We start from the raw sequence: 21,080 nt of genomic DNA, 5'->3' as shown, positions 1-21,080 counted from the left end.
CAGGTTTTTGTGGTGCGGCAGATTATTGCTGTTGGACAGAGATAACCGGCATCGGCGTTGGCGACACAAACACCTTCGCATGCATCTGCTCGCAGCCGCCGCCCCGGCGCATTCCGCGTACCGGGCAGGCATCCAGGTAATCCAGGCCCACGGCCAGTTTCAAGTGACGCTCCGGTCGGGCCAGTTCATTGGTCACGTCAAAACTGTACCAGGCGTCATCGAGCCAGGCTTCCGCCCAGGCGTGACTGGCCAGGTGTTCGCTGTTCTCGCTGTACAGATAACCCGACACATAACGCGACGGAATGCCCAGGCTGCGCGCGCAGGCGAGAAAGGCATGGGTGTGGTCCTGACAGACGCCTGAACGCCCGGCGAAGGCCTGAGCCGCGCTGGTGTCGACTTCGGTTGCGCCGGGCGTGTAGGTCATGTGCTGGTTAAGGCCATGCATCAAGTCGATCAGCGCGGTGCGATCCCGACGTGTTTTGCATTCCTTTTGCGCGAACGCTCGCAACGCTTCGTCGGGCTCGGTCAGGCGCGTGAAACGCAGGAACGGCAGCGCCGACTGGCTTTCATGCTCGGCTTCGCGCAGTTCGTCGATATCGACCTGACCACGGGCGCCGATGATGATCGCCTCATGCGGCTCGTCCATGGTCAGCACGTGCAATATGTTGCCGAACGGATCGAGTTGCGCGCGTACCGGGCGCGGCAGGTCGAGCTGCCAGCTGAGCACGTGCTGACGCTCGCTGTCGTGGGGTGTCAGTCGCAGGTACTGGATGCTCGCCCGCACCTGATCTTCATAGTGATAGGTGGTTTCGTGGCTAATGGAAAGTCTCATGCAGCCTCCAGGTAAGAACTGTGAATGGCGTTGCCCAACTGGCGCACCAGCGGGATGAACTCGGTCAGCCAGGCGTGCAGGCCTTCGTCGAGAATTTCGTTGATGCCGGTGTAGCGCAGGCGCGCGTCTATCTCAGCGGCCAGGCGTTGTGCCGGACGGCCGTTGGCCCCCGGCAAACTGGCGAGGATCTGGTCGATTTCCTCGGTGCAGGCGCGCAGGGAGCGCGGCACATCGGCCCGCAGCAACAGCAACTCAGCCACATGCCGGGCACCGGGGGCGTCGCGGTAGATCTCGGTGTACGCCTCGAACGACGACAGCGCACGCAGCAATGCGCTCCACTGATAATAGGCGTGCGCCGTACTGTCACTGACGGTTTCAGCTTGATCGCCGGCCATTTCGTAGCGAGCGTCGAGCAGGCGCAGCGTGTTGTCAGCCCGTTCGATAAATGTTCCCAGACGAATGAAGCGGAACGCATCGTTACGCATGATGGTGCCGTAGGACGCGCCCCGAAACAGGTGGGAACGTTCCTTGATCCATTCGCAAAAACGGCTCATGCCGTAGCGGCTCAAACCCTGTTCGGCGATCCCGCGAATCTCCAGCCAGGTGGCGTTGATGTTTTCCCACATGTCGGCGGTGATTCGCCCACGCACCGCATGGGCACTGGCCCGAGCGGCGCCGAGGCAGCTGTAGATGCTCGCCGGGTTGGCCGCGTCCAGGGCGAAAAAGTGCAGCAGCCGTTCGGCATGCAACTCGCCGTGGCGCTCCAGGTAATCATCCAGGGTGCCGGTGATCAGCAGCGGCATGGCGAGTTCGTGCAGCCCGTCACCGCGACCATCCTGTGGCATCAGCGACAGCGAATAACTGATGTCGAGCATCCGTGCGAGGTTTTCCGCTCGCTCCAGATAACGCGACATCCAATACAAATCCGAGGCAGTTCTACTTAGCATGGCAAGCTTCCTTCAATCCTCGACCACCCAGGTGTCCTTGGTTCCGCCACCCTGGGATGAATTCACCACCAGAGAGCCTTCACGCAGGGCGACACGGGTCAAACCGCCGGGCACAACCCGGGTTTCGCGGCCAGACAATACAAACGGACGCAGGTCGATGTGGCGTGGGGCGATGCCGTTTTCGACAAAGGTCGGACAGGTCGACAGGGACAACGTCGGTTGTGCGATGTACGCGTGCGGCTTGGCTTTGATCCGCGCGCGAAACGACTCGATTTCCGCCGCCGTCGCCGCTGGCCCGACCAGCATTCCGTAACCGCCGGAGCCCTGGGTTTCCTTGACCACCAGATCGGGAAGATTGGCCAGCACGTGGGACAGTTCAGATGGATTGCGGCACTGAAACGTCGGCACGTTTTTCAGGATCGGTTCTTCGTCGAGGTAGAAACGGATCATGTCGGTGACAAACGGGTACACCGACTTGTCGTCCGCGACTCCGGTGCCGATGGCATTCGCCAGCACCACATTGCCGGAGCGGTACGATGACAGCAGGCCCGGAACGCCCAGCATCGAATCCGGATTGAACGCCAGCGGGTCGAGGAATGCATCGTCGAGGCGACGGTAGATCACATCGACGGCTTTCGGCCCGTCTGTGGTGCGCATGAACACCTTGTCATCGCGCACGAACAGGTCTGCGCCTTCCACCAGTTCAACGCCCATCTCCCGGGCCAAAAAGGCATGCTCGAAAAACGCGCTGTTGAAGCGACCCGGCGTTAGCACCACCACGCTCGGATTGTCGATCGGGCTGGAGCTTTTCAGGGTATCCAGGAGCAAATTCGGATAGTGATCGATGGGGGCAATGCGTTGCGCCGCGAACAGTTCGGGAAACAGCCGCATCATCATCTTGCGATCTTCGAGCATGTAGCTCACGCCGCTGGGTGTACGCAGGTTGTCTTCGAGCACGTAGTACGTGCCGTCGCCGTCGCGCACCAGATCGACGCCAGAGATGTGCGAATAGATATCCCGATGCAGATTCAGCCCTTGCATCGCCAACTGGTATTGCTCGTTGGCCAGCACTTGCTCGGCAGGAATGATGCCCGCCTTGATGATGCGCTGCTCGTGATAGAGGTCGGCAAGGAACATGTTCAATGCCTTGACCCGCTGAATGCAGCCGCGCTCGACGACCCGCCATTCACTGGCAGGGATGCTGCGAGGGATTGTATCGAAGGGAATCAGGCGCTCTGTCCCCTGCTCGTCCCCATAGAGCGTAAAAGTAATCCCGGCGCGATGAAACAACAGATCGGCCTCGCGTCGCCGTTGTGCCAAAAGTTCGTCAGGCGTTTCGGCCAGCCAACGGGCAAACTCCCGATAATGCGGGCGGACCTGGCCGCCGGCATCGTACATTTCATCAAAATAGGTGCGGATCATGCCGTACTCCTTGTCACCCGGACACCTAGGCTTCGCAAGGCCCGTGCCATCGGCATAAACGCTTTGATATCAATCAGTTGGAAATCAACACCGTTAATACCGCACCAATCCCGTGCAGCAAACGCCCCAACTTGATTGCCCCCGCTTCATTGCAAGGCGACGTTGTCGCCTATCACCAGCATAGTCAGAGTTGATTTCACTGCCCGCCCGCCCGTGCGGATAATCCGCGCATTCGCTGGAAAACAGCCCGAACTTCCCTTTAGCCGCCTGCTCAGGCGGTTTTTTTTGCGCCGGATTCTTGTTTCAGGGTTTTGCCGGAAGGATTTTGCCGCCCCATAAACTAAAACGGCCAACCCGAAGGCCAGCCGTTAGTGCGTGTCACTGTTCATAAGATTATGCGAGTAGCCCTCGTACCTCCTGCTTGACGCCCCATCCTTCAATGATGCCGCCCAGAGGCTCGACCACGGCCTCAAAACATTGCTCGAAATCGCCGATGTCATCGTATGTGGCGTACATGACTTTGCTCAGTTCGAGCGCCCATGCGCCGTCGTCGCGCACACTGATTTGCGCATTCAAGGACTCACCACGGTAATGACCTGCTGCTCTGCGGGCCCGCTCCTCGTCGGGGAAAATGGCGTAGAACTCGATGGGATGGAATCTTGAAAAGTCGAAACCGCCTTCTTTCATGCGGCGCAGCACCGAGCTGCTGATGTCTTCTTGATAGGCTGTGCTCATGAAACGTCCCCCTCATAGTGATGGATAGACTTTCCGTATTCCCGGCACGCGCAACCGAGTGGTGCGAGCGATGCGGCAACCTCGTTGCCGGTGGGAAGCAAGCATGTAGCTGACAAGACCAGACCTTAGCGATCCATTCGCTGATCTCGATTGCAGAGTAGCCTCAAGAGAGAGCCGCTGCCAAGGACTGGATGAGAATGTGACAGGAGATGTTCAGATTGGCGTGATGCCGAGGATTTGTATGCTGTTCTGGGCTTTAAGACTTTTGACGGTCGCATCGGGAGTTCGCCCTTCCAGATCGTTCAGATCCAGTACGGCGGCGACAGGAAGGAGTCGGGCCTTGATGAGTTTGGCGGCGTGCTCGTTATCCGGGCATTCGTCGCACTCAAAGACTTCATCGACTGTTTCGCCGTGATCATCTACGAAAGTGATTTTCCACTTTTGCATCAGAGCCTCCTCGATAAAACCCATGGATGGGCTTACAAGCATCTGGACTTTTGCGCGGACTGTTCGTTCAACGGATTACTGCATTGGAGCCTGAAAAATACATGCCCCATGTAGGAGCCGAGCTTGCTCGCGAAAGCGGTGTATCAGCCGACATGTGTATTGACTGATACACCGCTTTCGCGAGCAAGCTAGGCTCCTACAGGGAATGGAGTCAGATCCGTACGTCAGCCCGCGGTCCGGTGATGGCCCAGATGATCAGCCCCAGCACCGGCAAGCACGCGATCAACACCACCCAGAGGACTTTCATCCCGGTGGTGGCGCCACTTTTAAACACGTTGATGATGGCCCAGATATCCAGCACGAAAATGATCAAGGCAATCAGGCTGTTGAACGTAGAACCCATGGTGACGCTCCCTAAGAGTGATTTTGCACTCTTAGGATAGCCGCCCAATGCCAGTGTTCCGATTTTTTACTGGGTTAACGTCAGATATGGATCGCCACTTTCAAGGCTTCCAGGGATGGCGCAGCGGCGATGCCGACCTCGGCGCACAGTTCAAGTACCCGTGGCACGTCGTTGCCGTAGACCAGCACCACTTGCAGTTCGTCGTCGAGCAACTGGCTGAAGTTCATCAGCGTGTAGCCGCCGTTTTCCTTGTTCATGCTGCCCATTTGCACCTGAATGCGGTTGAGCGCGGTCAGGGCTTCGGTTTTGGCCAGTTGCTTGGGTTTGATATTGAAATCAACACCGGGGCCGAACGAAGCGACGATCTGGGCGAACAGGTCCATGTATGTGTCGGCCTGGAACAACACTGTCTCCGGCAGACTGCCGACAACCACCCATTCGCCCAAGGCGATCGGGAACGTGTCGTCGTAGTTGATATCCGGATTGGCCGTCAGAAAAGCTTCAGGATCGGCGTAAGCCTGAGCCGCTTCGTCAGCGACCTTCAGAATTTCGTCATCGCTCATGCACCCGGAGCTGATTTTGCTGATGAGTTCGACGAGTGCGGCTTTCATGAGGTGGATCCTGTAGCGAATGATTTTTGAGGGCGCGAAGGATAGCGCATTCGGAGGAAGTTACCGAGCAGGGTGAGACCTGTGGTGAGGGGCTTGGTCCCCCACCACAAAGGATCAGCCGAGCAGTTTTTCCAACTGAGCGATGGTGTCGGTGGCGCCGAGGGTTTTCGCGGCATCGAGTGCGGACACGCCGTTGGCGTCCTTGGCTTTTGGATCGGCACCTTTGCTGATCAGGTAGTCGACGATTTCGACGCGGTTGAACATCGCCGCCATCATCAACGCGGTTCGGCCATCAAACGATGAACCTTCCACTTGCGCCCCGCCGTCTACCAGTGCCTTGACCACTGCCAGGTCGCCCTTGAACGCGGCACCGGCAATCGGGCTTTGGCCGTTGTCATTGCGAATTTCCGGGTCGGCCTTGTGTTCAAGCAGGACTTTTACGGTATCCACATGGCCATGGTAGGCGGCCAGCATCAGCAAGGTGTCGCCTTTGTGGTTGCGCAGATTAGGCGGCAGGCCTTTGGTCAGCAGCGCAGCCATCATGGCCGCATCGCCCTCGCGCGCTTTGTTGAAGACCTGTTCGGCAAATTCAGCGGCTTCTTCGGGGGTCATCTGGCGGCTTTGGTCTGACATCGGGGGCTCCACGTTGGGTTATTCGCAAAGCCGACAGTTTCCCGAGCAGCCCCCACGCTGTCACTTGTTTTTTCTCAAGGGTAGCCATAGCCACCTTCAATAGCGGTACTTGCCGTCATGAATATCCGCCAGCACCTGCTCGGTCACTTGCACGTAAGTCTGGGTGCCGGGTAGCCAGGCGTAGATCGGGTCATCACCGGTTTTGCCGGGGTCGAAGGCTTCGTCCTTGAGCCGGGTCTTCTGGTATTTGAACGTCCCGGTGGTCTCCATTTTCACTTTCACCCGCAGGAACAGCGGCACCGCATAGGCAGGCATTTGCTGGCGAGCGAATTCCAGCAATTCGCTGAAGTCCAGGGTGGCCAGGGATTCGGCCGGGGTAATCGCAGCCATGCCGGCGCGCCCGTTGGTGTTTCGGACCTCCACGCCATACGCCACGGCTTCCGCGATCTGCGGATATTGCAGCAGGATGTTTTCGACTTCCGTGGTCGAGACGTTTTCACCCTTCCAGCGGTAGGTGTCACCCAATCGGTCGACGAATTGTGCATGGCCGAAACCAATGTTGCGCAGCAGGTCACCGGTGTTGAAGTAACTATCGCCCTTCTTGAACACGTCATGCAGCACGACTTTTGCGGTCTTTTGCGGATCGGTATAGCCGTCCAGCGGAGCCTTGTCGTCGATTTTCGCCAACAACAGACCCTGCGTGCCTTTGGCCACTTTGTTCATGAAACCCTTGGCATTGCGAATCGGTTGGCCGCTGTCATGATCGTAGGTCACCAATTCCCAGGTCATCAGCGAGAAACCGATGGTGTGGTCGAAATTGAGAATGTTGATGAAGCCGATGTTGCCGTCACTGGCCGCATACAGCTCGCAAATATGCTTAACGCCAAAACGGGTTTTGAAGGCGTTCCACGCGCCAGGACGCAAACCGTTGCCGATCATCTTGGTCACGCCGTGTTGGCTGTCTTCGGCACTGGGTGGTTGATCCACCAGATAGCGGCACAGTTCGCCGACGTAGCCGAGGGTGGTCGCGTGATATTTGCGTACGTCACTCCAGAACTGGCTGGCGCTGAACTTGCGGCGGATGGCGAACCCCGAGGCGCCGCTGATGGCCGAACCCCAGCACACGCAGAGCCCGGTGGCGTGATACAGCGGCAAGGTGCAATAGACGATGTCGTGCGGCTGCATGTCCAGGGCGATCAGGCCAAAACTGGCGGAGCTGCGCATCCAGCGCCCGTGTTTGAAGACGCCGGCCTTGGGCAGCCCGGTGGTGCCCGAGGTGTAGATATAGAAACAAGGATCGTCGAAAAAAACCTGCTGGCTGCTGGCAGGGTTGTTGTCGGCTGCATCGGCACTGGCCGCCATCAGGTTGACGAAACCCTCGGGGGCAATGCCCGGATGGTTGTAGGTGGCTTGATCGGCGACGTACCAGGTTCGCGCCGGGGCAATGGACACCCGTTCGCGGACCTGCGAAAACGCCGGGACCAATTCGCCGCCGACAATGATCGCCACGGGCGCCACCAGGTTCAGGCTGTGCAAGAGGGTATCGCGGGTCTGCGAAGTATTGAGCAACGCGCTGATCGCGCCGACCTTGGCCACCGCCAGAATCGTCACCAGCAGCTCCGGACGGTTTTCGATGAAGACCGCGACCACGTCACCCTTGCCGATGTCTTGGGCAATCAGATGATGAGCGATGAGGTTGGCCCATTGATTGACCTGCGTATACGTCAGTGTCACGTCGCCCTGCAGTAACGCGGGGCCATCGGGATTGCGCAACGTCGCCTGCTCGAAACACCAGCCCAAGCCACACGGTTGGGTCGGATCCTTGACATTGGCGACCTTCAGGCCTTTCACCACGCGGGGAATGGCTTTGGCAATCGTCGGCAGCTTGCGGAGCATCATGCCCCAGGTAATCGTGTCGTTCGGCGTGCGTTTCATGCGTGTTCCCGCTGATTTTCTTATTGTCGGGCGGCGATCTTTGAGCTCGAAAATACGTCAGCGGTTCTTGAGCTGTACACGCGGTTTTTGCAATGTTTTGTATCCGCAGCCCGGACTAACGAACGATGAACCTCGACCTGCCAATTGGCTCCATCGAAACAGCAACGATCTTTCAAAATGCAGGATGCACGATGGCCATTCATGCAGATTGCACGAAACCGAAAATCCGGTAAAAGCTTAACTGATTGATTTATATAGATTTTTTAAACTTAAAATACTGGCACAATCGCTGCAACTACCTCTCCATGCTTGCCAATCATGTGCACACGGAGCTGATAGACATGAACCTGATCCAAGAAAAATTTTCGTCCCTGTTCTCCAACTTCGAAGTGACCACCCAAGCGCGTCCTGACGGCGGGATTCTGCTGACCCTGCGCAGCACCGAAGGCCGGGTGTTCAAGCGTTCGATTTCCTACCAGCAATTGCATGCTGGCGATCAGTTGTCGTGGGTGATCAGTGCGATTCGTCGTGACCTTGCGGAACAGGCCAGTGAACTGCCGCAGATCTCCATGTTGCAAAGCCAGCAACGGTTTGCTTTGCCGACCTATCACACGGCGTAATTCGTCAGGACAGTACAAACCACTGTGGGAGCGAGTCTGCTCGCGAAGAGGGCGTATCAGTCGAGATTAAAGTTGACTGATACACCGCTTTCGCGAGCAAGCTCGCTCCCACAAGTTATGTGCTTTGATCTTAAAAAGTTGAAGGATTGATCCGCGCGAAACGGTCAGTCCTCAAGACGCGGGAAGCGGCTGGCGATGTCTTCGCCAGTGAAGTTGGCCACCCAGCCTTCAGGGTTTTTGAACAGACGAATCGCCACAAAATGCGGGTGTTCGCCCATGTCAAACCAGTGCGGCGTGCCGGCCGGCACCGAGATCAGGTCGTTCTTTTCGCAGAGTACCGCGTAGACGTAATCGCCGATGTGCAGGGTAAACAAGCCACGACCGGCAACGAAAAATCGGACTTCGTCTTCGCTATGACAGTGTTCGTCGAGGAACTTGGCGCGCAGCTCGGCTTTTTGCGGGTGATCACTGTTCACGCTGATAACGTCGACGGTGATGTAACCGCGTTCAGTCATCAGTTGGTCGATTTGTGCCTGATACGCGGCGATCACTTCTTCCTGAGTGGCACCGGGCTGGATTTTCGCCGCCGCTTGCCAGCGGTCGAAGCGCACGCCCTGCTCGGCCAGGGTCGAGGCGATGTCTTCGAAATGGGTCAGCACCTTGTTCGGCAGGTCAGGGCTTGAGACGTGGTAAACGGACAGGCTGCTCATCAGGGCAACTCCTTAACGGTTCATGCTTTACGGTTAAAGAGCGCGCGCGTCTTCAACTCGCACTCGAAAAAATTCAATGGCCTCGATTTGCCCTGGACGAGGTGTCCAAGGGTAAGGCTCATGGCCTGTCCTCTTGCAGTCGTGTGGCAATGATAACGGCTGCCGCCAGGGATGCGACGCTTGCAATACTAAAGGTCAATGGGGCGCCGAGGGCATTCCAGCTGTAGCCGGAATACAACGCGCCCAAAGCGCCGCCGGTGCCGGCCAGCGCCGCGTATAGCGCCTGGCCCTGCCCCTGCTGACGGGCGCCAAAGCTACGTTGCACGAACTGAATGGCAGCCGCGTGAAAGCTGCCGAAGGTGGCCGCATGCAGCACTTGGGCGAACAGCAACACCCAAAGAAACTCGGCAAACGAACCGAGCAGCACCCAGCGCAGGGCGGCCAGCAGGAAACTCGCCAACAGCACCCGGCGCACCGAGAACCGCGTGAGGATTCGGGTCATGGCCAGAAACATCAACACTTCAGCGACCACGCCGACGGCCCAGAGCATGCCGATCACGCCTCGGCTATAGCCGAGACGTTCCAGGTGCAAGGTCAAAAACGTGTAATAAGGCCCGTGGCTCATTTGCATCAACGCCACGCAGCCATAAAACGCCAGGACGCCGGGGCTGCGCAATTGTTTGAGAAAACCGTCACCCGCCAGCCGCTCACCCTGAGCCGGTTGGGCATTGGGCACCCACAGGCTGCTGACGACGATACCGGCCATGATCAACACCAATGCCACCGGATAAATGTCGAGGCTGAGCCATTCGAACAATCGACCAAGCAAAACCACGGTGATGATGAAACCGATGGAGCCCCACAAGCGTATCTGACTGTAGCGTGAGGTCTGCCCTTTCAGGTGCGCCAGGGTGATGACTTCGAACTGCGGCAATACCGCGTGCCAGAAGAACGCGTGCAGCGCCATGACCATTGCCAGCCAGGCGTATGTCTTGCTGACGAAAATCAGCGAGAACGTCAGCAGCGTACATACCGCACCGAAGCGCACGATGGCCAGCCGTCGGCCGGTGTAGTCACCCAACCAGCCCCAGATGTTCGGCGCGACGCAGCGCATCAGCATCGGGATCGCCACCAGTTCGCCGATCCGCGCGCTGGAAAAGCCCAGGTGATCGAAGTACAGCGCCAGAAACGGCGCCGTCGAACCGAGCAAGGCGAAATAGAACAGATAGAAACTGGAGAGCCGCCAGTACGGGAGCGCCGCTGCCGTCATCAGACTGCAGCGGCTGTCAGGTCAGCCATTAAAGCTGACCCAGCACCGGGGTGTTCACGCGCACATCGGCGTTCTGCCCACGGTGACGCAGCAAGTGATCCATCAGCACGATGGCCATCATCGCTTCAGCGATGGGCGTGGCACGAATGCCGACGCACGGGTCGTGACGGCCTTTGGTGATGACTTCCACCGGGTTGCCATGGATGTCGATGGAGCGGCCCGGCGTGGTGATGCTCGACGTCGGCTTCAGCGCCAGGTGCGCGACGATCGGCTGACCGGACGAGATGCCGCCCAAAATACCGCCGGCGTTGTTGCTGAGGAAACCTTCCGGAGTCATTTCGTCGCGGTGTTCGGTGCCGCGCTGGGCGACGCTGGCGAAACCGGCGCCGATTTCCACGCCTTTCACTGCGTTGATGCTCATCAGCGCATGGGCCAGTTCGGCGTCGAGGCGGTCGAAAATCGGCTCGCCCAGGCCTGGCATCACACCTTCAGCCACCACGGTGATTTTCGCACCGACCGAATCCTGATCGCGACGCAGCTGGTCCATATAGGCTTCCAGCTCCGGGACTTTGTCTGGGTCAGGGCTGAAGAAGGCGTTTTCTTCCACCGAATCCCAGGTTTTGAACGGGATTTCAATCGGGCCCAGCTGGCTCATGTAGCCGCGAATGACAATGCCTTGCGTCGCCAGGTACTTTTTCGCAATCGCCCCGGCAGCCACGCGCATGGCGGTTTCCCGGGCCGAGCTGCGACCGCCGCCACGGTAATCGCGCTCACCGTATTTATGGTGGTAGGTGTAATCGGCGTGGGCCGGGCGGAACAGATCCTTGATCGCCGAGTAGTCCTTGGACTTCTGGTCGGTGTTGCGGATCAACAGGCCAATGGGGCATCCGGTGGTGCGACCTTCGAACACGCCAGAGAGGATTTCGACTTCGTCGGCTTCCTGGCGTTGCGTGGTGTGGCGGCTGGTGCCGGGCTTGCGGCGGTCCAGATCACGCTGCAGATCCTCCAGGGAAATCTCCAGCCCCGGCGGGCAGCCGTCGACAATGGCGACCAACGCCGGGCCATGGCTTTCGCCCGCGGTGGTGACAGTGAACAGCTTGCCGTAGGTATTGCCGGACATGCAGGACGCTCCGTGAAATAGAACCTGAATACGTAATGCGCGCCAGTATACGCAGGCTACCCGAGTAGTTCATCCTCGAACCTTATGGGTGCCGGTGAGTCCAAACGGCATCTTTGTGAATGATGGCGTGATGATGCTGCGAGTTTTAGCCTTGAGCCTGACCCTGTTTACCGGCTTTGTGCAGGCCACCGTCCTGCAACGCCCCGTCACCCTGGATACCGGCAGCGGTGAGCTTTTCGGCTCGTTGCTGCTGCCCAAGTCCGACACGCCTGTGCCGGTTGTCCTGATCATATCCGGCTCCGGTCCTACGGATCGCGACGGCAATAACACCGATGGCGGACGCAACGACAGCCTGAAACGGCTGGCGTGGGTGCTGGCCAAACACAACATCGCCAGTGTGCGTTATGACAAACGCGGGGTGGCGGCGAGCCTTGCCGCTACCCCGGACGAACGTAATCTGTCGGTTGAGGCCTATGTGGCCGATGCCGAAGCCTGGGGGCGCAAGCTCAAATCCGATCCACGTTTTAGCCAACTGATTTTGCTCGGCCACAGCGAAGGCGCCCTGATTGCCACCCTGGCGGCACCGAGCGTGGATGCTGCCGGGGTCATTTCCCTGTCCGGCAGCGCGCGACCGGTCGATCAGGTGTTGCGTCAGCAGTTGAGCAATCACCTGCCACCTGCGCTGATGCAGCGCAGTAATGAGCTGCTCGACACCCTCAAGGCCGGCCACACCGACGACAACGTGCCCCCGCCATTGCAGGGAATATTCCGCCCAAGTGTGCAGCCGTATCTGATTTCGCTGTTCCGCCAGGATCCGGCAGCGGCGTTTGCCCGATTGAAGATGCCGGCGCTGATCATCCAGGGCAGCAACGACATTCAGGTCGGTGTCGGTGACGCCAGGCTGCTGAAGGCCGCCAAACCCGACGCCGAACTGGCGCTGATCGAAGGCATGAACCACGTCATGCGCATCGTGCCCATCGATGTAAAACGCCAATTGGCCTCTTATAAAGATCCACAATTACCGCTGGCTGCCGAACTTGGCACACGAATCCTCGGGTTTATTGACGGACTTCGCACCCGTTAAGCGCTGTTGGCCCTCCAGTCCTGTCAAAAACGGCCGATAAGCCTTTGTCGCCAGCGCACTGGCTGGCGGCAGGGCTTGGACAGGATCTCGCCGTTATGACTGATACCCAGACTTCACCCGACACCACCGCTGAACAAGACGCACCGCCAGCGGTTGAGCTGCCGTGGGCGGACGTCCACGTCGAGCACCACAAAATGCTTCGTCTGGCGCCGCTAAAAACCGACCGTAACACCGGCGGGAGGCCGCTGCGCTTTGTCGAATTCGGCTATGCCGAACGCCACAGCACGGATCAAAGCCTGATGCGCATGAGCATCACCCTGCCCGGTCAGCGTGTGCGCAAAGAACAGAATCATCTGGACGTGTGGGTCGATCACTCCACCAAAAGCGTGCATTTCGGGCCCGACAGTGGCCTGCAGATTGAACCGATGAACCGTGGCATCGGCCGCTACATGGCCGCTCAAGGGATCACTTGGGCGAAGAAGCGTTGGTCTGGTTACACCGTCGACGGCATGAACCTGAACAACAAAGATGCGCTGAACGAAGACACCCGCCTACGCCGCGATCACTTTCTCGGGGCCCATGGTTTTGAGGTGGTGTATGCCGATGCCCAGCATTTGAAGGGCCGCGTCGAAGCCGTACGGATCGGCGACCTTTCGGGCGACTGGAACACTGAAAAGCTGCAGCAGGTGGAAATTCTTGAAGCAGCACAGATGCTTCAGCAGGCCGAACAGAACCTGGCCGAGCAGGAAGTGAAGCTGCAGACGCACGAAGAAAAAGTCAGCAAGTACAGGCGAGAAGACGCCGGGCTGCGCTTTACCATTACGTGTCTGGTGGCGTTTGCGGTGTTTCAGGCGGGGTTGTTGATCTGGATTGCTACGCATCGGTAAAAGTTTGAGACCGAGGCGCGGCCATCGCGGGCAAGCCATGCTCCTACAGGTTTTGTAGGAGCATGGCTTGCCCGCGATGGCTTTCTAAAGTCAGACGCGGGAAGCGAACAGGGCCTGATGATCGCGGCACTGCTCAGCCGTCAACATGAATACCCCATGCCCGCCGCGCTCGAAATCGAGCCAGGCGAAATCGACTTCCGGGTACAGCGCCTCGACGTGAACCTGGCTGTTGCCCACTTCGACAATCAGCAAGCCCTTGTCGGTCAGATGATCCGCAGCTTCAGCGAGCATGCGACGCACCAGGTTCAAACCATCATCGCCACAGGCCAGTCCCAGCTCCGGCTCGTGCTGATACTCGTCCGGCATATCGGCGAAATCTTCCGCATCGACGTAGGGCGGGTTCGACACGATCAGGTCGAAACGTTGACCCGGCAAGCCATCAAACCCATCGCCCTGAACGGTGTACACCCGCTCATCGACACCGTGACGCTCAATGTTCTGATTGGCCACTTCCAGCGCTTCGAACGACAGGTCGGCCAGTACCACTTCGGCGTTCTGGAATTCATAGGCACAGGCGATGCCGATGCAACCGGAACCGGTACAGAGGTCGAGAATGCGAGCCGGCTCTGCACCCAACCAAGGCTCGAAACGTTTTTCAATCAGCTCGCCAATCGGTGAACGCGGGATCAGCACGCGCTCGTCGACGATGAACGACATGCCACAAAACCACGCTTCACCCAGTAAGTAGGCAGTCGGAATGCGTTCTTCGATGCGACGCTTGAGCAAGCGCTGCAAATTCACCAGCTCATCTTCTTCCAACGCGCAGTCAAGGTAGCTGTCAGCTATTTCCCACGGTAAGTGCAAGGCACCCAACACCAGTTGACGGGCTTCATCCCAGGCGTTGTCAGTCCCATGGCCGAAAAACAGATCCTCCCCATGGAAGCGGCTGACGGCCCAACGGATATGGTCACGCAGGGTACGAAGTCGGGAAGTGATCACGGCGGCAAACTCCAGAAAAAACGACTGGCAATTCTAACAGCCAAAACGCGCCACGACGACGCAGGAAAAACACCGGACCAGATGTAGGATCCATCCCTTTTTACCGCTGGCTATTGAACAAAACGAGCAAACTGACAAGGCTGCAAGCCAGTAAAGACGACATCTACAATAGTAGCGATTCACAGAACCGCTCAGCCAGAGGACAATGGCGCAAAAGCCCCACTCCAAGGAGCCCCAGAATGTCCGTTCCAAAAACGATGTTTCAACTCAGCGGCCGCGGTTACGCAGCAGCCAATCTGAGCCATGCGACCCTTGTCATCATCGATGCACAAAAGGAGTACCTCAGCGGTCCGCTGGCCCTGAGCGGCATGGACGCTGCCGTCGCGAACATCAAGCAATTGCTGGCGGCTGCCCGCGCGGCCGGCCGCACCATCGTGCATGTACGCCACCTCGGCACGGTCGGCGGGCTGTTCGATCCACAAGGCGAGCGTGGTGAGTTTATCCCCGGCCTTGAACCACTGCCCGACGAAACCATCATCGGCAAATTGCTGCCAAGTGCGTTCCACGGCACTGAACTGGCAAAGCGCCTGGAAGACCTCGGCGCCCTTGACCTGATCGTCTGCGGTTTCATGAGTCACTCCAGTGTCAGCACCACGGTGCGCGCTGCTAAGAATCTGGGTTTCCGTTGCACGCTGGTGGAAGACGCCTGTGCCACGCGCGATTTACCTTACAAGGGCGGCGTGTTGAGCGCCGAACACGTTCAACAGACCGAAATGGCGATCATGGCGGACAACTTCGCCACGCTCGCGCTCACTCACGATCTGATTTGATTTGATCGGCCCTTGATGAGCGGCCAATACTGCCGCTCATCCGCAAAAGTCACCCATTTGCCGCAATTGTCTTAGCCTCAGGAACATCCCGGTCAACTCCCGGTCGAAGGGCCGATACCCATTGAGGAAGGTCGGAATGAAGTTATCCGATGGTTTTGACGCTCGCCGCTTGCGGCCCAAAGGCCAACGCAACTGGCGTTTTCGAATTGGCGCCGCGTTTGCCGCGTTGCTGGCAACGTGCGGTGTCTTGCTCGCCATGGCCGCTGCCGCCAGCCTGTTTGGCCACGTACCCGCGCTGGGCGAACTGAACACCAGCCGGATCGGTGCGGCAGTGATTCTGGCGATCGGCCTGTTCATGCTGTACCTCGGCGTATGGCTTTGGCGTCGGTGCCGGCGCCGTTCGCGCCAGTCGCGCGGGCTGAACATGTCTCCACACCTGATGAAAAAACACGACTGAACAGGAGGCCTGGTATTTGCCGGGCCTCAATTGTTATGGATAGCGACTCGACTTGGGTAAACTGGCCGCCCTTCGCGGAGGCTGACATGCAAGACAACGATTTTTCCCTGTTCAAAAGTGCGATCCAAGGCGTCAAGCCGATCAAGCACGATCGCGCCGAAACCGGCAAACCCAAGGCCGACCGCGCGCAATTCGCCAAGCTGCGTCAAGCCGCGACCATTCGCACCGATGCCACCACCGTTGATGGGCTGTCCGATCAGTTCGTCATTGATGTCGGCCCGGAAGACGAGTTGATGTGGGCCCGTGACGGGGTTCAGGAAAGCCAGATGCGCAAGCTCAAGATCGGTCAGATTCCGTTCGAGGGCAGCCTCGATCTGCATGGCATGAGCGTGGAAAAAGCGCGAGAAACCCTCTGGGCGTTTCTGGCCGAAGCGACCAAATTCGAAATTCGCTGCGTGCGCGTCACCCACGGCAAAGCCGTGCGTCTGGACGGCAAGCGGCCGATGATCAAAAGTCACGTCAACACTTGGCTGCGCCAGCATTCACAAGTGCTTGGCTTCACCTCGTGCCAGGCTAAACATGGCGGCGCCGGAGCGGTGTATGTGATGCTCAAACGCACCATGATGGAAGGTCGTGACGAGTAAAGCTGTCGCTTCACGCTTGCAGCGCCGTGTCCATACCCTTGCCCTTTGCGAAAATCCCCACAGGTAGTTTCATGTCCCTGGAACAGAATTACACCGCAATTCTAAAGGGGTAAGCCAAAGTACGCAGAACCAATGAAACCGGGCACTTCATTACTTTGGAATACCCGGCTCACACCCTGAATACACGGTCAGTGGTACAAAAATTGGTACGGGATAGCACTGCGAACACGGAGTCGAGAAATTGAAGACCTTACTTTTCAAATTGAATCTCGTCATTCTCCGCACGTAATTTTGACAGCATCAGCATCTACTGTTGCTGCCTAAGTACTGGTTGGGCTGCTGACCCTTTGTGTCCAGAGAACACACAGAGAAACAGCAACAGTCTGAACCTCCGCGCCGGCCACACTATGAGACTCTGAGAACAGCAAGGTAGGATTACCTTTGGGTATATCTAATCAAGCTGGTTCAGCAGTTTTGCACAAACGCATTCGTGCGTTCGGTGGCATGGCCATTAGCTTCGGCTCGATGGGCATAGATCCAGTGTCCGCTGTTGCACTGGCTCTTTTGGCTACTGTCGTCTTGGCGGTGTTGTAAAACCAGGGAGGCCATGTGTACGGACGTGGCCGCCCAGCCCCATCCCTTCTACCGGCGTTCTGCCGACCGAGCACCATTCCATTCAAATCGTCTTATCGACTGCTACGCTTTCCTCGTCTGCGGAGAATTAGCACATGCCAAATTCAGATCTGCTCCCTTCCCTGCTGTTCTAAACGGGGATAGACGGGGAATCGGCCTTTGAATTCAAGGGCCAATCCCCGGCGATTCCCCGCCTTACTCCAACACACCCCGATAAATTGGCCCAAGAATTGGCCCATCCCTATCCGGCGTCCTGCCGGCCGAACAAAATCAATCAAGTAACAACCGGCTTTCGCTCAATCGAAAGCATCGACCGATTCACTCGTCCCCCGAGCCGGATACCTGGCAGCTCAACAGCTTTGTAAACCAGATAGGCAGTCAGGTACGCACCCGCCAGGACAAAGACCAACATAACGCCGACGCGCTGCGGCGGTGTCAGTCCAAGAAGGAATGGAACCCGCGTGATGATGAGTCCGGAGGCTGCAATAAAGAAACCGTGGAAAAGGTAGACACCATAGGACGTGTCCGAGGCGAACCGAACCGGCTTATTGTTGATCAGGCTGATTAGCCAGGACGGAGCCCGGCCAGACTTCTCGGCCAGGCCGATGGCCAGCATCAGCAGCAGGATGCCTGGAAGCACAAGGAAATCAGGATCAACCCTCGAACCAATATAAACGAGCACCATTGCGCAGGTGATCAGGCTGGCTTGCCGAGCTTTGGAAACTCCCTCCTTCATCGCCGCAAACAAAACCATGCCCGCGAGGAAGTAATTGAGCCGCAGAACGATTAGCGAGGGCTCGAAATAGTGGGCTTTTGAGGATATCCACGCCCCCACCAGAAACACCGGAACGCCGATCAGCAGCGACGCCTTTGCGACGCCAATCCGACGAAACACCAGGAACAGCAGGGGGAAAACTGCATAAAACTGCATTTCCAGGCTGAGGCTCCAGTCCGGAAGGAATGTCGAGAATGAGTACTCAGGATGTAGTCCAAACAGGAAAGTGAGGTGCAGAAACATGTTTGTGGCGGTGTACTCGATCCGCATCGGATCATAAACCCCACCATCACCGCCAGCCCACAGGGCCGGGTTCAAGTGCTGGAGTTCTTTGTAGCCAAGGAGAAAGTAGGAGCTGAACATTACTGCCAGCGCCAGGGACAGATAGTAGGCCGGAGCCAGCCTGAAGTAGCGACGAACCCAAAAACGCGCCCAGCTCCTTCCCGTAGTCAGCGGCTCCGAGTGCTTCCGCGCGGTGGCATTCGCCATCATCAGAAAGCCCGAGATCAGCATGAACAGATTCACTGCAATCTTCGCCGATGGCAGTGGGATGCCATACCACCCACCCCAAATCATGCAATGTGCCACCAACACCCAAAGCGCAGCGATTGCCCTGAAGAAGTTGATGAACTCGAACTCTCTTACCACTTTACACACCCGATGACGAATCACAGAAAGGCGCCAGATTACCATTATCTGGCGATCTGAATTCCGTCATACGCCGGTTCGCAGGTCACTCCGCGTCCGCGGCTTTGCTCAGCATACTCCACCAGGTTTCCCGCTCTTTCATCAGCGCGCTTGAGCACGTCGGCAAGCACCATTGCGGCGCGGGCAGTTGCCTTGCTTGCGGCGGCAGTACAGGAATTGCCGCTGGCTTCACTGGTTGCGAGTCGAGCAGCAAGGGCGTTGGCCACCCCCGCGCAGTACGTCAGCAGAAGCGCGAGCAGCGGCAGCATCAGCAGTTGCTTGATCGATCGTGCGTTGACCATCTTGAACCGACTTGTTGATTGATTGTTGGTAGGTCTGCTCTTTGGTGCGCTCGGCTGCTTCGTTGAGCGTCCGAGCTTCAGCGCCCTGCTTGTCACGGTCATCCCACTTCGCCTGCCAATCGGCATTGGCCAGTGTCTACGGTGGTTGAGGCTGATTTGATTATCGGGCACTTATATAAGGTGCTGACCGGTTCGATGCTGGTGTACGCGGCGTACTTCGAGTTCGCGTTTTACACCGGCATGTGGCCAGGGGAGATAGCGGCGTTGCGCTGGGATGAGGTGAATACAGAGGGGCGCGTCGCCAACGTGTGTCGGATCGTCGCGGACTACAAGATCGAGGAGCGCACGAAAACCCGTGAAGCGCGGCGAGTCATGCTGAACAGCAGGGCATTAAATGCGATTGAGGTGGCCAAGAGTGTGGCCGAGTTGAGGGCGAAGCAGAGCCGGCGACAGCACAAGCAGTCGCCTTATGTGTTCCCGCCGACCAAGAACTTTGAGTTCATCCAGCAGGCCAGCGTGACAGACAAACATTTCAAGGCGGCACTGGTCGCACTGAAGATCAGGGCCAGACGGCAATACAACTGCCGGCACACTTACGCTACCATGTGCCTCATGGCAGGCATGAACCTCGGGTTCATTGCGAATCAGCTCGGCCACAGCGTGCAAATGCTACTGTCGACTTACGCCCGGTGGATCAATTCCAGTGAAGACTGGAGCGAAGTCGGGAAGCTTGAACAAAGCCTGATTGGTACAAAATTGGTACAGACAGAACCCGTACCCCTCTAGAACCCATACGGAATAAAGCTCTGTGACACTGGAACAGAATTACACCGCGATTCTCGGCCAACTGGGCGAGGACGCCTCCCGCGAGGGCCTGCTCGACACGCCAAAGCGTGCCGCCAAAGCCATGCAGTACCTCTGCCGCGGTTATGAACAGACGCTGGAAGAGGTCACCAACGGTGCCTTGTTCAGCTCCGACAACAGCGAAATGGTGCTGGTCAAGGACATCGAGCTGTACTCGTTGTGCGAACACCACCTGCTGCCGTTCATCGGCAAGGCGCATGTCGCCTACATCCCGAGCGGCAAAGTGCTGGGCCTGTCGAAAGTGGCGCGAATCGTCGACATGTACGCCCGCCGCCTGCAGATCCAGGAAAATCTCAGCCGCCAGATCGCGGAAGCGGTCCAGCAAGTCACCGGCGCCTTGGGCGTTGCGGTGGTGATCGAGGCCAAGCACATGTGCATGATGATGCGCGGTGTGGAGAAACAGAATTCGTCGATGATCACTTCGGTGATGCTCGGTGAGTTCCGCGAAAACGCGGCCACCCGCAGCGAGTTTCTCAGCCTGATCAAGTAATGTGCGGCACGAAGAAAACCGGCATTCATCGCCGGTTTTTTTTCGTCTGCAAAAAATCAGGTAAGCTGCGCGCCCTTCTTCATTCGCTCCGTGAGGCTTTCAACGTGTTCGTAAAAGCGCTTCGTGTCGGCCTTGGCCAACTGATCATCTTCATCGACTTCCTGACTCGTCCCGGCAAGAAGCAACGCCCCGCCGAGGCTCAGGCCAAGGTCAACTCCGCTGCCAAAGACCTGACTCTGTATCAATTCCACGCCTGCCCGTTTTGCGTGAAGACCCGCCGTACCCTGCGCCGCCTGAATGTTCCGGTGGCGTTGCGTGACGCGAAAAACAGCGAACAGGATCGCCAGACCCTGCTGGAGCAAGGTGGCAAGATCAAGGTGCCGTGCCTTCGTATTGAAGAGAACGGCCAGACGACCTGGATGTATGAGTCCAAGGTGATCATTGATTATCTGGATAAGCGTTTCGCGGCAGCCTGATGGTTTTGTGGTGCGCTGACTGACGCCATCGCCAGCAGGCTGGCTCCCACAGGTTTGTGAACGCCACAAATCCACTGTGGGAGTGAGCCTGCTCGCGATGAGGCCACCACAAATCCCAGTCAAAAATAAACCGGCCCAATCAGACTGTGTGAAAACCTAGCAATCTGCCTGGCGATCAAAGAAAATGCTCCGCATCGAAAGATACGGAGCATTTTTCGTTATGGCCTACATCCAGGGACAGTCCCGTACCCAGACCAGTTTGTTCCC

Annotated in this window: 24 protein-coding genes and 1 pseudogene; 9 read left to right on the top strand and 16 right to left on the bottom strand. The window is 57.9% G+C overall.

The window, feature by feature from the left end; translation table 11 throughout:
- Positions 1-22: 22 nt before the first annotated feature.
- The 9 genes from KGB06_RS19705 to KGB06_RS19665 all read right to left on the bottom strand — a co-directional run bounded on the left by KGB06_RS19705 (position 23) and on the right by KGB06_RS19665 (position 7,965).
- Positions 23-832: a transglutaminase N-terminal domain-containing protein gene (locus tag KGB06_RS19705; protein WP_223518722.1), complete on the bottom strand. Its 810-nt coding sequence runs from the start codon at positions 830-832 to the stop codon at positions 23-25.
- Positions 829-1,779, bottom strand: coding sequence for an alpha-E domain-containing protein (locus KGB06_RS19700; protein ID WP_223518720.1), 951 nt, complete (start codon positions 1,777-1,779; stop codon positions 829-831). The genes KGB06_RS19705 and KGB06_RS19700 overlap by 4 nt, the downstream gene beginning before the upstream one ends.
- A gap of 12 nt (positions 1,780-1,791) precedes the next feature.
- Positions 1,792-3,201: a circularly permuted type 2 ATP-grasp protein gene (locus KGB06_RS19695; protein WP_223518718.1), complete on the bottom strand. Its 1,410-nt coding sequence runs from the start codon at positions 3,199-3,201 to the stop codon at positions 1,792-1,794.
- A gap of 393 nt (positions 3,202-3,594) precedes the next feature.
- Positions 3,595-3,936: a ribonuclease E inhibitor RraB gene (locus KGB06_RS19690; protein ID WP_223518717.1), complete on the bottom strand. Its 342-nt coding sequence runs from the start codon at positions 3,934-3,936 to the stop codon at positions 3,595-3,597.
- Positions 3,937-4,149: 213 nt separating this feature from the next.
- The gene (locus KGB06_RS19685; RefSeq protein ID WP_223518716.1) at positions 4,150-4,383 is read right to left on the bottom strand and encodes a hypothetical protein; all 234 of its coding nucleotides are present in this window, start codon (positions 4,381-4,383) and stop codon (positions 4,150-4,152) included.
- 211 nt (positions 4,384-4,594) lie between these two features.
- Entirely contained in the window at positions 4,595-4,786 is a 192-nt protein-coding gene (locus KGB06_RS19680; RefSeq protein ID WP_223518714.1) for a PLDc N-terminal domain-containing protein, read from the bottom strand.
- Positions 4,787-4,866: 80 nt separating this feature from the next.
- The gene (locus tag KGB06_RS19675) at positions 4,867-5,397 is read right to left on the bottom strand and encodes a hypothetical protein (RefSeq protein ID WP_223518712.1); all 531 of its coding nucleotides are present in this window, start codon (positions 5,395-5,397) and stop codon (positions 4,867-4,869) included.
- A gap of 114 nt (positions 5,398-5,511) precedes the next feature.
- Positions 5,512-6,030 carry an ankyrin repeat domain-containing protein gene (locus tag KGB06_RS19670; RefSeq protein WP_223518709.1) on the bottom strand — a complete coding sequence of 173 codons (519 nt, stop codon included), beginning with the start codon at positions 6,028-6,030 and terminating at the stop codon, positions 5,512-5,514.
- A gap of 96 nt (positions 6,031-6,126) precedes the next feature.
- A complete protein-coding gene (locus KGB06_RS19665; protein WP_223518708.1) occupies positions 6,127-7,965 on the bottom strand; it encodes a long-chain-acyl-CoA synthetase in 1,839 nt (612 codons plus the stop codon).
- A 341-nt stretch (positions 7,966-8,306) separates the two neighbouring features.
- On the opposite strand from KGB06_RS19665, the gene KGB06_RS19660 reads away from it, so the two are divergent.
- Positions 8,307-8,585 (top strand): DUF3509 domain-containing protein, encoded by a 279-nt coding sequence (locus KGB06_RS19660; protein WP_223518706.1) that lies wholly within the window; start codon positions 8,307-8,309, stop codon positions 8,583-8,585.
- A gap of 164 nt (positions 8,586-8,749) precedes the next feature.
- Here KGB06_RS19660 and KGB06_RS19655 read toward each other — a convergent pair whose 3' ends face one another.
- The 3 genes from KGB06_RS19655 to aroC form a co-directional block, all read right to left on the bottom strand.
- Complete coding sequence (locus tag KGB06_RS19655) at positions 8,750-9,295, bottom strand: 1,2-dihydroxy-3-keto-5-methylthiopentene dioxygenase (protein WP_223518704.1); 546 nt, start codon at positions 9,293-9,295, stop codon at positions 8,750-8,752.
- Positions 9,296-9,413: 118 nt separating this feature from the next.
- Entirely contained in the window at positions 9,414-10,565 is a 1,152-nt protein-coding gene (locus tag KGB06_RS19650; RefSeq protein WP_223518702.1) for an MFS transporter, read from the bottom strand.
- Between the two features lie 28 nt (positions 10,566-10,593).
- Entirely contained in the window at positions 10,594-11,685 is a 1,092-nt protein-coding gene (gene aroC, locus KGB06_RS19645; protein WP_223518700.1) for a chorismate synthase, read from the bottom strand.
- Between the two features lie 84 nt (positions 11,686-11,769).
- On the opposite strand from aroC, the pseudogene KGB06_RS19640 reads away from it, so the two are divergent.
- Positions 11,770-12,769 (top strand): annotated as a pseudogene (locus tag KGB06_RS19640) (alpha/beta hydrolase).
- Positions 12,770-12,864: 95 nt separating this feature from the next.
- Positions 12,865-13,656, top strand: coding sequence for a hypothetical protein (locus tag KGB06_RS19635; protein WP_223518696.1), 792 nt, complete (start codon positions 12,865-12,867; stop codon positions 13,654-13,656).
- 90 nt (positions 13,657-13,746) lie between these two features.
- Here the strand turns inward: KGB06_RS19635 and prmB are convergent, their stop codons facing one another.
- Positions 13,747-14,655 (bottom strand): 50S ribosomal protein L3 N(5)-glutamine methyltransferase, encoded by a 909-nt coding sequence (prmB, locus tag KGB06_RS19630; RefSeq protein WP_223518695.1) that lies wholly within the window; start codon positions 14,653-14,655, stop codon positions 13,747-13,749.
- A 239-nt stretch (positions 14,656-14,894) separates the two neighbouring features.
- Here prmB and KGB06_RS19625 point away from each other — a divergent pair, with 239 nt between their 5' ends.
- From KGB06_RS19625 to KGB06_RS19615, 3 genes are all read left to right on the top strand, one after another.
- Positions 14,895-15,485, top strand: coding sequence for a cysteine hydrolase family protein (locus tag KGB06_RS19625; RefSeq protein WP_223518694.1), 591 nt, complete (start codon positions 14,895-14,897; stop codon positions 15,483-15,485).
- 136 nt (positions 15,486-15,621) lie between these two features.
- Complete coding sequence (locus KGB06_RS19620) at positions 15,622-15,942, top strand: hypothetical protein (protein ID WP_223518693.1); 321 nt, start codon at positions 15,622-15,624, stop codon at positions 15,940-15,942.
- A gap of 86 nt (positions 15,943-16,028) precedes the next feature.
- Positions 16,029-16,586 (top strand): Smr/MutS family protein, encoded by a 558-nt coding sequence (locus KGB06_RS19615; protein ID WP_223518691.1) that lies wholly within the window; start codon positions 16,029-16,031, stop codon positions 16,584-16,586.
- A 907-nt stretch (positions 16,587-17,493) separates the two neighbouring features.
- On the opposite strand, the gene KGB06_RS19610 is transcribed toward KGB06_RS19615, so the two are convergent.
- From KGB06_RS19610 to KGB06_RS29900, 3 genes are read right to left on the bottom strand one after another with little or no spacing between them, the layout of a single operon-like run.
- The gene (locus KGB06_RS19610) at positions 17,494-18,666 is read right to left on the bottom strand and encodes an acyltransferase family protein (protein WP_223518689.1); all 1,173 of its coding nucleotides are present in this window, start codon (positions 18,664-18,666) and stop codon (positions 17,494-17,496) included.
- 20 nt (positions 18,667-18,686) lie between these two features.
- Entirely contained in the window at positions 18,687-18,950 is a 264-nt protein-coding gene (locus KGB06_RS29905; protein ID WP_263288329.1) for a DUF2514 domain-containing protein, read from the bottom strand.
- Positions 18,871-19,116 (bottom strand): DUF2514 domain-containing protein, encoded by a 246-nt coding sequence (locus KGB06_RS29900; protein WP_263288328.1) that lies wholly within the window; start codon positions 19,114-19,116, stop codon positions 18,871-18,873. Before KGB06_RS29900 ends, KGB06_RS29905 begins: the two co-directional genes overlap by 80 nt.
- A 23-nt stretch (positions 19,117-19,139) precedes the next feature.
- Between KGB06_RS29900 and KGB06_RS19600 the strand changes: the two genes are divergently transcribed.
- The 3 genes from KGB06_RS19600 (at position 19,140) to KGB06_RS19590 (ending at position 20,813) form a co-directional block, all read left to right on the top strand.
- Positions 19,140-19,769 (top strand): site-specific integrase, encoded by a 630-nt coding sequence (locus tag KGB06_RS19600; protein WP_223518687.1) that lies wholly within the window; start codon positions 19,140-19,142, stop codon positions 19,767-19,769.
- 22 nt (positions 19,770-19,791) lie between these two features.
- Positions 19,792-20,337, top strand: a complete 546-nt coding sequence (folE, locus tag KGB06_RS19595; RefSeq protein ID WP_223518685.1) for a GTP cyclohydrolase I FolE — start codon at positions 19,792-19,794, stop codon at positions 20,335-20,337.
- A gap of 104 nt (positions 20,338-20,441) precedes the next feature.
- On the top strand, positions 20,442-20,813 hold the full coding sequence (locus tag KGB06_RS19590) for a glutathione S-transferase N-terminal domain-containing protein (protein ID WP_223518682.1): 372 nt from the start codon (positions 20,442-20,444) through the stop codon (positions 20,811-20,813).
- The last annotated feature ends 267 nt before the right edge of the window (positions 20,814-21,080 follow it).

This window comes from Pseudomonas sp. GL-B-19, assembly GCF_019956415.1.
Classification (GTDB): domain Bacteria; phylum Pseudomonadota; class Gammaproteobacteria; order Pseudomonadales; family Pseudomonadaceae; genus Aquipseudomonas.
The sequence above is the reverse complement of the archived record's forward strand: the minus strand, read 5'-3'. Positions and strand labels throughout refer to the sequence as shown.